Genomic DNA, 13,897 nt, shown 5'->3' with positions numbered 1-13,897 from the left:
GTCGGTCTTATTTTCGTACCATAATATCATTAAGGATCGCATCAAATATATCTTTTTGCGTGAAGTGATCTGTAAAAATAGTTTCCCTAGCAACTTCAATTGTATCGTGCGGATTATACCATTTTTCTAGGGAATCCTCACCAAATTCATGCCTTTTTTCCCTTGTGTTATGTCGTCGAATCGTTTCTTTTAACGATAAATCAAAGTAATATGTATACGCGTTTCCTTCAAAAAAATGTATTAATTCTTTCAGCATATCACCATATCTTCGACTGTTTAAAATACCTTCTAAAATAACAAGTTCACATTTTCCTTTTCCATACTTTGTAATTTCACATAGTAAATCATGTGATAAATTCCCCATCGTATCGTGTACTCTAAGCATATCTCTACGTACAACATCTTGTGATACTAAAAGTGTCCCTTGTCCGAAATATTCTTGTAGTTGCTTTGCGATTGTTGTTTTACCACTTGCGGAGTTTCCTCTAAGAATGATTAATGTTGATTTATGTATAGGATTAGACATAGTGAATTCCCCCAGCATGAATGATTATATAGAAAATTTTAACAAATTAAACGTAGAAAGTGTATAATTAATAAGGATGCAAATAAAAAAGGTGGGGGTTAAATGGAAGGTAAATAGGGCGCAGCCGATTTGGAAACGGACATGGTTTCGCTATCTAGGGGCATTTATAATTTTACAATTACTGTTTATTATTTGTGAAGTAACTGCATGGGCACCAAACTTTAGACCTGGCGGAGAATTTTTTAATAGAGTATTAAATTCTCAATTTTTCACAGAATGGTTCACGCCATATAAAATCCCTCAATTTAATGTGTTTACAGCATTTTTTGCGATTACATTGTTACTATACGCATTAATAGGTGCAATGAAAGATTTCACAAAAAGGAAAAATATAAATAATTAAAAAGAGGTATTATATGCTATTTCAAAAAGATAATGTATCGGTTCGGTACGTAAAAGAAGAGGATGCACCAATCATTTCAAAATGGTTAACAGAACCAGAAGTCCTGCAATATTACGAAGGACGAGATAATCCGCAATCTGTAGAAATGGTACTGGATCATTTCATATATAATCCAAACAGTTATGAAAAAAGATGTTTAATAGAGTTTGATACCACTCCAATTGGTTACATACAAATGTACCCCATTGATTCTGAATGGAAAACATTATATGGCTATGAAGAATCACAATATGTATGGGGAATGGATCAATTTATCGGAGAGCCGACTTATTGGGGAAAAGGCATTGGAACGAAACTCGTTCAGACAGCAATTACATATATTATGGAGAACACGGGGGCAGAAGCCATTGCAATGGACCCGAAAGTAAATAATGAACGTGCAATAAAGTGTTATGAAAAATGTGGATTTAAAAAGGTAAAGGTTTTAAAAGAACATGAACTGCATGAAGGGGTATTAGAAGATTGTTGGATGATGGAATATAAACGTATAGAGGATAGGTGATAGAAGTGAAGGCGCTACTTGTATTAGATATGCAGAAGGGGATTTTAGAGTGCAAGGATTTTTCTGTTGAAAAAGAGTTCATTGCAAATGTTTTAAAACAATTTAAAGCGGAGAATGAACCTATTATTTTCTTAAAACACCGAGATGATAATCCAGAAAGTACATTGTATTATGAATCAACTGGAAGTGAATTAGTAGAAGAATATACCAGGTTTGCGGATTATATAGCCGAGAAGACAACACCTAGTGCGTTTAAAGATACAAGTGTTGAAGATATATTAACGAAACATAAAGTTGATCATGTTGTTATCGTTGGATTTAATACGGAATTTTGTTGTTTATTTACAAGTATCGCTGCTTTTGAAAAAGGCTATAAAGTTACGCTTATTGAAGATGCGACGGGAACTGCTAACGATGAAGAAGTATACGAAATGCCTGGATTAGATATAAAGGATTTCGTTGGATCAATCTTGAATTGGTCCAATGTAATTGAAGTACTGTATTATGATGAATATGTAGAGGCCTATACAAACAAAGGGAGCTGCGCGAAATGAAAAAAGCATTAATCGCAATCGATGTGCAAGCAGGTATGTATACAGCAGGAATGCCAGTACATAATGGGGAAAAGTTTTTAGAAATATTGCAAGAGCTTATTGGAGAATGCCGTTCAAATGATATTCCGGTAATTTATGTGCAACATAATGGACCGAAAGATCATCCGTTAGAAAAGGGTACAGAGGGGTGGAAGATTCATAAGGCAATCGCTCCACTAGAAGAGGATTGTGTTGTTGAAAAAACGACCCCAGATTCATTCCACAAGACGGACCTAAAAGAAGTATTGCAAGACAAGGGAATCGATCATGTTATCATTTCAGGAATGCAAACGCAGTATTGTGTGGATACGACAACTCGCAGGGCGTTTAGTGAAGGGTATAAAGTAACGTTAGTGAGCGATGCACATAGTACGTTTGATACAGAGGTGTTACGTGCTGAAGACATTGTGAAGCATCATAACGTAGTGTTTGGAGCGTTTGCTGATGTCATTACATTAAAAGATTTGAAAGAAACTGTCTCTAAATAAGAGGCAGTTTTTTATCCGACTTTAATGGGCAGTAAGACCCCCACCTCAAAATGCAGCGAAAGCAAAGAGGTTAGGTGGGGGATCAACTGTCCATAAAAGTCCGATTGGTTCAACTAATAATCAGTGGGGGATGAAGAAAACCCCCACTGATTAAAGTTTCACTTTATTAGAGGAAATCATGTCAAATAGTGTCGGTAAGTCGATATCCTTTGTCGAAACGTCGATATATTGAAATAATCGTTGATATATTTGAAAAATCGTCGATATAATTTCACGTACCATAATAAAAACACAAAAAAGGAGCACCACATAATTAAAAAGGGCGCTCCTGCATCAAAATATTACTTTTTCTTATCTTTATCCAATATATTCTGCTCTTCAGCAAACTCTGTACCATATGCAAAGCGGCGATTAATATGAATATTATCGTTGTGGTGCCTTGTGTGGGAGTTAGAGAAGCGATGAACGATTACTTCTGATAATGTGAAGACAATTGCGGAAAGGATGCTTCCCCATGCAATTTGCATATAGTTGTCTAATAAAATATTACCGAAAATCCATACGCTTAAATATGTTAGTAAGAAATCCGACATAATGGCACCAGTATTGCCGATTCGATTTAATATGATTTTATCAACGAACATATAAGATACGATTGTTACAAAGAGACTAAATGAAATAATTTGGACGAACGTTGCAGGGAAAAATAAAGCGAGTCCAATACTAAATGCGATAATGCACGATATAAACTTGATAAGCACTACAGTAAAACCATTCAATATTTACACCTCCGATTTATACATAGTTTTACAATAAATTTAGGAGTTCATACATTGTAACGAATATATTTATATAAAACTTTTTCATGTTCAATCTTTGTCTAAATATTAAAAAAACAAAGAAAAAATGTTATAGTAAAATGAGAGTATATGACATTTTTAGGTAAGGGGGCATCCTGGGTGTGGATTACTTCAGAAGTAGAAATTCCAGACGAGTTAATTGATCATCTTGAACAAGGAAAGTTAGTATTATTTGTTGGAGCGGGAGTTTCTATGAAAGGGAAATCAAACTTACCGAATTTTGATGATCTTGTTGATGAAATTGCGAAAACGTTATATGTAGAAAAACGTGAAATAACAGAACCACATGATTATTATCTTGGTAAAATTGCGAAATCAAAAGATGTACATCAAGTTGCAAGAGATCTAGTTCATATAGAAAAGTCAAAACCGAATCCGCTTCATTATGCAATTCCGAGGTTGTTTCCTTTAGACACGGAAGTTCGTATTGTAACGACAAATTTTGATCGACATTTTACAACTGCGATAAAAGAAATGAATAGAGAATTAAACGTATATTACGCACCTGCGTTACCTACAGGTAGAGCGTTTAAAGGACTCGCTTACATACATGGCAATATAGAACAAGAGAAAGAAGCATTAATTTTAACAGATGGTGATTTTGGAAGGGCTTACTTGACGGAAGGATGGGCGAGAAGATTTTTAGTTGATTTATTCTCGAATTATACCGTTTTGTTCGTTGGATATAGCCATAATGATCCAGTAATGAAATATTTAGCAACTGGTTTACCACCAAGTACAAGGCGTTATGCATTTGTCGCACAAGGAGAAAATACATATCATTGGGAGCATTTAGGAATACGGCCGATTGTATATCCGAATAAAGGTAATAATCATCAGTCGCTCGTTAAAGCAGTAAAACGATGGGCGGAGTTAATGGGTGATAATTATATTACAAAACGAATGCGCATTCGTGACATAGTAACAGTTCCACCTTCTGTAGAGCAGGAACAATTATCATACATAAAACAATCCATTAAAAAAATTGAAACAGTCCGCTACTTCGTTGAATTTGCTCATGATTATGAGTGGGTGGAATGGCTTGAAGCGGAAGGAAAATTACAAAATTTATTTTTAATTACATCAAATTATAACGAGGTAGATGAATTACTTGCAAAATGGTTAGTGGAACAATTTCTTTTTAGTCACCAAAAAGAATTATTTCAATTAATTTTTAAAAATCAATCTAAACTATCTCCGTTATTATGGAGAACAATTTGTAGTTACTTAAGTGAGACGAAAATCGAGATGGACCCATTGTTGTTTGCACGGTGGACACTGCTTTTATTAGAAACAGCTGAAAAAGATAGTAAATCGATCGAAACAATTTCTTACTTACTGCAAAAATGTTCTTTTCCTGAGCATAAAGAAATCGCTTTATTGTTATTAACGTTTATTTTGGACGGAAAACTTAAATTGAAGCGTGAAAGAAAGTGGGGAAATGATAATACGCAAGAATCAATAGAACTTGAGGAGTCGAGTCGTTTACCCGTGTCTACATTTTCTTATGTGGAGCAAATTTGGAATGAAAAGATGAAACCGCATATTTCTTATTACGCCGTTCCAATTATGATGATGGGAATAGAGAAGTTGCGGATGTTATCACTAAGGCAAACGGCACTGAAAAAAAGGGATAAGGAAAATGTGGAAAAAGAGTTTCAGCAAAATGATCTTGCGTTTTTAATTCAAATTGTAAAAGAGTGTTTAGCCTATTTATGTGAAAAGAATGAGAAAAAAGCAAATTATTATATTACTGAAATGATAGAAGCAAGCAGCATACTTCAAAATCGAATTGCCATTGATGCGATGAATAAAAATATATTTGTAAGCGCCGATGAGAAGATGAAATGGTTGTTACAGGAAGAAATTCTTTTAGATGTCACGTATAAACAAGAAGTTTTTCAACTTATAAAAAATCATTACGCACTCTCTTTAGAAAAAACAAAGGAAGAAGTCATTCAAATTGTATTAAAGAACCTTGCAGAGGAGAGGGCATTTGATGTTTGTTTACTGTTAGATTTATTATTCACGTGTGATTCAAATAGTTCATCTACAGCAAAAGGTTATGAGTTAATGAAGCAAAAACATCCACACTTTCATTCTGATCGATACAGTGTAAAAAAGAGAGAGACGACAGAACAAAGTATTACTTGTAATGTAACTGCTGATGGATTATTACAGCTGAAAGATGAAGAAATTATGAAACAAGTTCGCCAATTCTCTCAAGATGGTGTGTTTGAACAACGTCATTTTTTAGAGATGTTATCGAAAGCATGTAAATTGAATACAGAATGGAGTATTTCATTTGCTTATCAATTAGTAGGTATGCACGAAATAAGTAATGAAGTTTGGTTTGTTTGTATTAGAGAGTGGCGAAATAACCGAGGACTGACAAATGAACAAATACAAAAAGTTATTCCTCTGTTGCAGAAATTCGTTAGAAATACTGCATTTCATTGGTTAATTAGTAGCTTTCTATATGAAATTAGCAATCGGTTAGAAGAGTTAGAGGAAAATAGTATACGCAATGTAAAACGGTTTGCTTTTTCAGTATTCCCTCAAGTAATGAAAAGTGACACGGATTTTAAGCTTGGAAAACAAGATTTTTACAATGAATCGATTCAGCATCCTGTTGGGAAAATGACAGCTGTATTATTAAAACTGTTATCATATGATCATTTATACGATCGTAATGTGTATGAATATTTATTTTTATTTGAAGAACAAGTAAGAATTAGTACAGAACGGACAAATTTTATGTTAGCACGTTTAGTAGCGGATATTACATTTCTTTATCATATTGAGAAACAATGGTGCCGAAAATATTTGTTACCGTACTTAGAGTTAAAGAAGGAAAATGAGATTACGAAATATGCATGGGCCGGCTTATGTTACACGCAAATAAATTTACCTTTATTTACAGAAATGAAGCGATTTATTAAGTATGCAGTAGAACATTTAGAAGTATTACATCCGCATACGAGGGAAGCTTTCTTAAAATGGCTCAGTTTTGTATTTATTAAATGTGTACTGTATTGGGAACAAAAAACAGACTGGTTATACCCTTTACTTATACGAGAAAATGAAGAAAATAAAATTAAGTTTATGCAGTTTTTATGCTATTACGTCAAAACGTTAAGCGCAAAAGAGCAACAAAAATTTTGGGCAGCTTGGCTCAGTATATTTTTGCGAGAACGACCGAAAATGGGTGAAATCACAGCTAGAGAATATGTAATGCTTTTACGTATTATTTTATTTATGGATGAAATAGTAGAAAGAGGGTTATCGATAATTTGTAAATCATTTTCGGACGTAGGTGGAAAGGGAAATCAAACGGAGTTAAAACAGTTATTCAATGAAATACTTGAGAAGACAGAGAGTATAAAAATGTATAAAGAGTTGTATGCAAACGTATTTTTTACTTTACTGCAAACGCTTCAGGAAGCGGATTTACTTGAAACGGAAATCATTCAAATAAAAGAATTATTAATCGGGTATAAAGTAGAAAAATGTGTAATAAATGCAATAGATAATGAGATAATTCGCATCGGAATTGTTATGGAGAATTTACAAGAAGAAATGTAGGGCGAAAGTGGAATTTTAAAAAATATATAAAAAGTTGTTGACAGTGTTTTGAAAAGCGTTCTATAATACGAATCATACTTATTCAATTTCAAAAAACATTTGAATAAACAAAGTGCAATGAAGAGATCACAGTAGTGGTTAGTCTTACTGTAACAGAGAGCTGGTGGTTGGTGTGAACCAGTACAGGGATAATCATGAATTACAGTCTTGGAGCATCTTTTTCGTAGTAAAGATAGTATTGTCTTTATGAAGAAAAAGCGGTCAATTGATCGTTAACAGTGAAGAGAGGTAGACGGAAAGATAGTCTACAACTAGGGTGGTACCGCGATAAATATCGTCCCTACTGATTTATTCAGTAGGGACTTTTTGTATTTTAGTGGCCCAACTTGAAAATTAAATATGTATGCGTTGAAAGGAAAAGCAGTAGTTGTTGTTTCCCTGTAACAGAGAGCTGGTGGTTGGTGTGAACCAGTACAAAAACAAGAGCGAATTACAGTCCTAGAGCATCTTTTTCGTAGTAAAGATAGCATTGTCTTTATGAAGGGAAAGACGGTCAGATGATCGTTAACAATGAAGAGAGGTAGACGAAAGAAGTCTACAACTAGGGTGGTACCGCGATAAATATCGTCCCTACTGATTGAATCAGTAGGGATTTTTTGTACAAAAAAGTGGGTTTTTAATTAGTAGATAGTGTCTTTGTACTAATTATTAGTTTAAAATAAGAAGAGGGATCGATTCCACTTTAAATTTGTATAATTGACCAGTTCAGAAAATAGAGAATTTTTCATTCTCTTACTATAACTTTTAAAACATTAGAGGAGGATTTCCAAATGGCAAATCATGAATTAGATCAATTACGTAAACAGGTAGATGAAATTAACTTACAACTATTACACCTTTTAAACAAACGTGGTGAAATCGTTCAAAAAATTGGGGAGCAAAAGCAAGTACAAGGTACGAAACGTTTTGATCCAGTACGTGAGCGTGAAGTACTTGATATGATCGCAGAGAATAACGAAGGACCATTCGAAACATCAACGGTTCAACATATTTTCAAAACAATCTTCAAAGCTAGCTTAGAATTACAAGAAGATGATAACCGTAAAGCATTACTAGTATCACGTAAAAAGAAACAAGAAAACACAATTGTTGACGTAAAAGGTGAATTGATTGGTAACGGAACACAAACGTTCATTATGGGACCTTGTGCGGTAGAAAGCTTAGAGCAAGTTCGCCAAGTAGGGCAAGCGATGAAAGACCAAGGCTTAAAATTAATGCGCGGTGGTGCTTTCAAACCGAGAACATCTCCATACGATTTCCAAGGTTTAGGAGTAGAAGGATTACAAATCTTACGCCAAGTAGCAGATGAGTTCGACTTAGCGATTATTAGTGAAATTTTAAATCCGAACGATGTTGAAATGGCATTAGACTACGTTGATGTAATTCAAGTTGGTGCACGTAACATGCAAAACTTCGATTTACTACGAGCTGTAGGTAAAGTTAACAAGCCAGTATTATTAAAACGTGGATTAGCAGCAACAATTGATGAGTTCATTAATGCAGCGGAATACATCATTGCACAAGGTAACGACCAAATTATTCTTTGTGAGCGCGGTATCCGCACATACGAAAGAGCGACACGTAACACATTAGACATTTCAGCAGTACCGATTTTAAAGAAAGAAACACATTTACCAGTTGTTGTTGACGTAACGCATTCAACTGGACGTAGAGATTTATTATTACCAACAGCAAAAGCAGCACTTGCAATTGGCGCAGATGCAGTAATGGCTGAAGTACACCCAGACCCAGCAGTTGCATTATCAGATTCTGCACAACAAATGGATATTCCAGAATTCCATAAATTCATGGAAGAGTTAAAAGGATTCAAAAATAAATTATCTTAATTCCATATCACATATGCGCTGAAGAGGAAACAGTAGTGCTTATCTCCCTGTTAAAGAGAGCTGATGGTCGGTGTGAATCAGTACAAAGGTAAGCATGAATTACAGCCTTGGAGCATCTTTTTCGCCAAATTTTGGAGGAAAAGACGGTCTTACGATCGTTAAAGAAGAGAGGTAGACGAAAGAAGTCTACAACTAGGGTGGTACCGCGATAAACATCGTCCCTACTGAGCGCTCAGTAGGGACTTTTTTGTACAAAAAAATAGTAAAGGGGCAAGAGAAATGAGATACATTACAGCTGGAGAATCACATGGACCGCAGTTAACAGTTATTTTAGAAGGTGTACCAGCAGGTTTAACGCTGGCAGCGGAACATATAAATAAAGAATTATTAAGAAGGCAAAAAGGGCACGGACGCGGAAGACGTATGCAAATTGAAACGGATACAGTTGAAATTGTAAGTGGTGTTCGTCATGGGATGACACTTGGCTCACCAATTACGTTAATCGTAAAAAATGATGATTTCAAACATTGGACGAAAGTAATGGGTGCAGAGCCAATTTCGGAAAAAGAAAGTAAAGACATGAAACGTACAATTACGAAGCCACGTCCAGGACATGCGGATTTAAATGGAGCAATTAAATACGGTCACCGTGATATAAGAAACGTACTAGAGCGCTCGTCTGCAAGAGAAACGACAGTAAGGGTTGCAGCTGGAGCAGTTGCGAAACAAATTTTAAAAGAATTAGGCGTAGAAATTGCAGGGCATGTACTTGAAATCGGTGGAGTAAAAGCAAAACATATTTCTAACTTGTCAATTGAAGAAATTCAAACGATTACTGAAAACTCACCAGTTCGATGTTTAGATAAAGAAGTAGAACAAGAGATGATGAATGCAATTGATAATGCAAAAAGTAGCGGAGATTCAATAGGAGGCATTGTAGAAGTCATTGCAGAAGGAATGCCGATTGGCGTTGGTAGTTACGTTCATTACGATCGTAAATTAGATGCAAAACTTGCTGGTGCAATTATGAGCATTAATGCATTTAAAGGTGCTGAAATTGGTGTTGGTTTTGAAGCAGCAAGACAGCCAGGAAGTAAAGTGCACGATGAAATTTTATGGGATGAAGAACAAGGATACACGAGAAAAACGAATAATGCCGGTGGTTTAGAGGGCGGTATGACAACGGGAATGCCAATTGTCGTAAGAGGTGTAATGAAACCAATACCTACATTATACAAACCGTTAGCAAGTGTTGATATTGATACGAAAGAAGCATTTCAAGCGAGTATTGAAAGGTCGGATAGCTGTGCAGTACCAGCAGCAGGTGTAGTAGCTGAATCTGTTGTAGCATGGGAACTTGCACATGCACTAGTCGAACAATTCGGAAAAGATCGTATGGAGTTAATTCAACAAAACATTACGCAACATAATAAATACGCAAAAGAATTTTAATAAAAAGGTGGTTTTAACATGCAAGTAAAAGATCAACTATCATCATTACAACCATATAAACCAGGTAAATCACCTGAACAAATGAAAGAAGTGTACGGAGATCATGCATTTGTGAAATTAGCATCGAATGAAAATCCATTCGGCTGTTCACCACGTGTTTTAGATGAGTTGCAAAAATCGTGGTTGGACCATGCTTTATATCCTGACGGAGGTGCGACAACGCTCCGTCAAACAATTGCAAATAAATTACAAGTACAAATGGAACAAGTACTTTGCGGTAGTGGTTTAGATGAAGTCATTCAAATCATAAGTCGTGCAGCACTTAAAGCAGGAGATAACATCGTAACGGCAGGTGCAACATTCCCGCAGTACCGTCATCATGCGATTATTGAAGGCTGTGAAGCGAAAGAAGTTCCACTAAATAACGGTGTATACGATTTAGACGAAATTTCGTCAGCGGTAAATAATAATACGAAAATCGTATGGATTTGTAATCCAAATAATCCGACAGGCACATATGTGAATGACCGAAAATTGACTCAATTCATTGAAGGGATTAGTGAAAATACGTTAATTGTCATTGATGAAGCGTACTATGAATACGTAACAGCAAAAGATTTCCCAGAGACATTACCGCTTTTAGAAAAGCATAAAAATATTCTTGTGCTTAGAACATTTTCCAAAGCGTACGGATTAGCTTCTTTCCGCGTAGGATATGCGATTGGACAGGAAGAGTTAATTGAGAAATTAAATGTCGTACGTTTGCCATTTAACGTATCTTCATTAGCGCAAAAAGCAGCGACGATTGCTTTTGGTGATGACGAGTTTATTGAAGAAATAGTTCGTGTAAATACAGAAGGATTACAACAATACGAGAGCTTTTGTAAGGAAAATGATATTCCATTTTATCCATCGCAAACAAATTTCATCTTCTTACCAGTTGAGAATGCTGGAGAGATTTATGAAGCTTGTGCACACGCAGGATTTATTATTCGGCCGTTCCCAAATGGTGTCCGTATTACAGTCGGAACAAGGGAGCAAAATGAAGGAGTGATTTCAGTGTTACAACAACACTTTGAAAATAAAAAAAGAAAGTCTCGAGATGAGGCAAATGCGTAAGAAGGTAGTATTAATTGGAACTGGTTTAATCGGAGGCTCTCTCGCATTAGCAATTAAGAAAGAGCACGATGTAACGATAACAGGTTATGATATATTTCAAGAACAAGTAGAGCGTGCAAAAGAATTACACGTAGTAGATGAAATAGCAGTAAATTTACAACATGCATGTGAAGAGGCACATCTAATTATTTTTGCTTCTCCAGTTGAAGAAACGAAGAAGTTATTACACAAATTAGCGTCATTTCGGTTACGAGAAGATGTTATCGTAACCGATGTTGGTAGTACAAAAGGAACGATTATGAATGAAGCAGAAGCTTTGTTTTCAAAGGAAATTTCTTTCATTGGTGGACATCCGATGGCAGGTTCTCATAAAACGGGAGTTGAAAGTGCAAAAGCGCATTTATTTGAAAATGCATTTTACATTTTAACACCGATGCATCACGTGCCAAATGAAGATGTGGAAGAGTTGAAAGATTGGTTAAAAGGAACAGGGTCACATTTCCTTGTTTTAAACACAGAAGAACACGATTATGTAACAGGAATTGTAAGTCATTTCCCGCATCTTATTGCAGCTGGATTAGTAAAGCAAGTGGAGAAACATGCAGAAGATAATCCGCTCATTCATCAGCTAGCTGCTGGAGGTTTCAAAGACATTACACGTATCGCATCTAGTAGTCCGAAAATGTGGAGTGATATTGTTAAGCAAAATCGAGAGCATTTAATGGTATTATTAAAAGAGTGGATCTCTGAAATGGAAGATTTATATGATACAGTTTCTAGCGGAGATGCAGGCGAGATTCAAAACTATTTTGCAGACGCGAAAGAATACCGTGACTCTTTACCGGTAAGAAAGAGAGGGGCGATTCCTGCCTATCACGACTTATACGTCGATGTTTTAGATAAAGTAGGGGCATTGGCTCACATTACAAGTATTTTAGCGCGCGAAGAAATTAGTATTACGAACTTGCAAATATTAGAAGCGCGTGAAGGATTACTTGGAGTATTACGTATTAGCTTCCAACGAGAAGAAGATCGTATGCAAGCAACACTCGCGCTTGGAGAAGAAAAATACCAAACTTATGAAACAATTTAAATGAGAAGGTGAAAACGTGAAGGAAAGAACAATTCAACCTGTTAATAACGGATTAAATGGCAACATTACAATTCCAGGAGATAAATCAATTTCTCACCGTGCTGTCATGTTCGGTGCGATTGCAGAAGGAAAAACAACAATTAAAGGTTTCTTGCCCGGTGCAGATTGTTTAAGTACAATTTCTTGTTTTAAAGAAATGGGAGTAGACATCGTGCAAAACGGTGATGAAGTCACTGTAGTTGGTAAAGGATTAGAAGGTTTACAAGAACCGAAAGCTGTATTAGATGTTGGTAATTCGGGTACAACTATACGTTTAATGTCAGGAATTTTGGCAAATACACCATTTTTCTCTTGCGTACAAGGTGATGCATCTATTGCAAAAAGACCGATGAAACGTGTAACAAATCCATTAAAACAAATGGGTGCGAACATTGATGGGCGCGAAGAAGGAACGTTTACACCGCTAACAATACGTGGTGGAGATTTAAAAGCAATTGAATACACTTCGCCGGTAGCAAGCGCACAAGTAAAGTCAGCTATTTTACTTGCAGGACTTCGGGCAGAAGGTGTAACAGCTGTTACAGAACCACATATTTCACGCGATCATACGGAAAGAATGCTCGAAGCATTTGGCGTTAAAGTAACTCGCGAAGGAAAGACAGTGAAACTAGCAGGTGGACAAAAGTTAACAGCGACAGATGTTCAAGTACCAGGTGACGTATCATCAGCTGCCTTTTTCTTAATAGCAGGTGCAATTATTCCAAATAGTAAACTAGTATTACAAAATGTAGGAATGAATCCAACTCGTACAGGTATTATTGATGTTTTAGAGAAAATGGGTGCTACGTTCACTGTAGAGCCAATTAACGAAGGAGCATCAGAGCCAGCTGCAAACATTACAATTGAAACATCTTCATTAAAAGGAATTGAAATCGGCGGAGATATTATCCCTAGATTAATTGATGAAATTCCTGTTATCGCTTTAGCGGCAACGCAAGCAGAAGGAATTACAGTAATTAAAGATGCACACGAATTAAAAGTTAAAGAAACAAACCGTATTGATACAGTCGTAGCGGAATTAACAAAACTTGGTGCGCGCATAGAGGCAACTGACGACGGGATGATTATTTACGGGAAATCAGCTCTAAAAGGTAATACAGTTAATAGCTATGGTGATCACCGCATCGGAATGATGCTTGCGATTGCGGGATGTATTGCAGAAGGAAAAACAACAATTGAAGATGCAGAAGCAGTTGGTGTATCATACCCTACATTCTTCGAAGAACTTCAAAAGTTAGCTAAATAAAGT

At 35.9% G+C, this 13,897-nt stretch carries 12 protein-coding genes and 3 other annotated features; of the genes, 10 read left to right on the top strand and 2 right to left on the bottom strand.

Annotated features, from left to right (window positions below):
• Nucleotides 1–7 precede the first annotated feature (7 nt).
• Nucleotides 8–526 (bottom strand): kinase, encoded by a 519-nt coding sequence (locus tag PDK19_RS12190; protein WP_049111065.1) that lies wholly within the window; start codon nucleotides 524–526, stop codon nucleotides 8–10.
• A gap of 91 nt (nucleotides 527–617) precedes the next feature.
• On the opposite strand from PDK19_RS12190, the gene PDK19_RS12185 reads away from it, so the two are divergent.
• From PDK19_RS12185 to PDK19_RS12170, 4 genes are read left to right on the top strand one after another with little or no spacing between them, the layout of a single operon-like run.
• Complete coding sequence (locus PDK19_RS12185) at nucleotides 618–929, top strand: YfzA family protein (RefSeq protein WP_239665594.1); 312 nt, start codon at nucleotides 618–620, stop codon at nucleotides 927–929.
• Between the two features lie 13 nt (nucleotides 930–942).
• Complete coding sequence (locus PDK19_RS12180; RefSeq protein ID WP_049111068.1) at nucleotides 943–1,491, top strand: GNAT family N-acetyltransferase; 549 nt, start codon at nucleotides 943–945, stop codon at nucleotides 1,489–1,491.
• A gap of 5 nt (nucleotides 1,492–1,496) precedes the next feature.
• Entirely contained in the window at nucleotides 1,497–2,045 is a 549-nt protein-coding gene (locus PDK19_RS12175) for an isochorismatase family protein (RefSeq protein WP_014893633.1), read from the top strand.
• Nucleotides 2,042–2,572: a cysteine hydrolase family protein gene (locus tag PDK19_RS12170; protein WP_270707171.1), complete on the top strand. Its 531-nt coding sequence runs from the start codon at nucleotides 2,042–2,044 to the stop codon at nucleotides 2,570–2,572. The genes PDK19_RS12175 and PDK19_RS12170 overlap by 4 nt, the downstream gene beginning before the upstream one ends.
• A gap of 341 nt (nucleotides 2,573–2,913) precedes the next feature.
• Here the strand turns inward: PDK19_RS12170 and PDK19_RS12165 are convergent, their stop codons facing one another.
• Nucleotides 2,914–3,351, bottom strand: a complete 438-nt coding sequence (locus PDK19_RS12165) for a YndM family protein (RefSeq protein ID WP_001013099.1) — start codon at nucleotides 3,349–3,351, stop codon at nucleotides 2,914–2,916.
• Nucleotides 3,352–3,501: 150 nt separating this feature from the next.
• Here PDK19_RS12165 and PDK19_RS12160 point away from each other — a divergent pair, with 150 nt between their 5' ends.
• The 6 genes from PDK19_RS12160 to aroA all read left to right on the top strand — a co-directional run bounded on the left by PDK19_RS12160 (nucleotide 3,502) and on the right by aroA (nucleotide 13,894).
• Nucleotides 3,502–7,017 carry a DUF4020 domain-containing protein gene (locus PDK19_RS12160; RefSeq protein WP_270707170.1) on the top strand — a complete coding sequence of 1,172 codons (3,516 nt, stop codon included), beginning with the start codon at nucleotides 3,502–3,504 and terminating at the stop codon, nucleotides 7,015–7,017.
• Nucleotides 7,018–7,125: 108 nt separating this feature from the next.
• Nucleotides 7,126–7,362, top strand: a binding site (T-box leader).
• A gap of 54 nt (nucleotides 7,363–7,416) precedes the next feature.
• Nucleotides 7,417–7,652, top strand: a binding site (T-box leader).
• 195 nt (nucleotides 7,653–7,847) lie between these two features.
• Nucleotides 7,848–8,924, top strand: coding sequence for a bifunctional 3-deoxy-7-phosphoheptulonate synthase/chorismate mutase (locus tag PDK19_RS12155; protein WP_001273581.1), 1,077 nt, complete (start codon nucleotides 7,848–7,850; stop codon nucleotides 8,922–8,924).
• Nucleotides 8,925–8,933: 9 nt separating this feature from the next.
• Nucleotides 8,934–9,150 (top strand) — a binding site (T-box leader).
• A gap of 53 nt (nucleotides 9,151–9,203) precedes the next feature.
• On the top strand, nucleotides 9,204–10,376 hold the full coding sequence (aroC, locus tag PDK19_RS12150) for a chorismate synthase (RefSeq protein WP_001269403.1): 1,173 nt from the start codon (nucleotides 9,204–9,206) through the stop codon (nucleotides 10,374–10,376).
• Nucleotides 10,377–10,394: 18 nt separating this feature from the next.
• Nucleotides 10,395–11,495 carry a histidinol-phosphate transaminase gene (hisC, locus tag PDK19_RS12145; protein ID WP_270707169.1) on the top strand — a complete coding sequence of 367 codons (1,101 nt, stop codon included), beginning with the start codon at nucleotides 10,395–10,397 and terminating at the stop codon, nucleotides 11,493–11,495.
• Nucleotides 11,488–12,588 (top strand): prephenate dehydrogenase, encoded by a 1,101-nt coding sequence (gene tyrA / locus PDK19_RS12140; RefSeq protein ID WP_001228144.1) that lies wholly within the window; start codon nucleotides 11,488–11,490, stop codon nucleotides 12,586–12,588. Before hisC ends, tyrA begins: the two co-directional genes overlap by 8 nt.
• 16 nt (nucleotides 12,589–12,604) lie before the next feature.
• Nucleotides 12,605–13,894 (top strand): 3-phosphoshikimate 1-carboxyvinyltransferase, encoded by a 1,290-nt coding sequence (aroA, locus tag PDK19_RS12135; RefSeq protein ID WP_270707168.1) that lies wholly within the window; start codon nucleotides 12,605–12,607, stop codon nucleotides 13,892–13,894.
• The last annotated feature ends 3 nt before the right edge of the window (nucleotides 13,895–13,897 follow it).

Source organism: Bacillus cereus group sp. BcHK124 (assembly GCF_027712065.1).
Taxonomy (GTDB): Bacteria; Bacillota; Bacilli; order Bacillales; family Bacillaceae_G; genus Bacillus_A; species Bacillus_A pacificus.
Note: the sequence above shows the minus strand (reverse complement) of the source record. Positions and strands in the feature narration are given on the sequence as shown.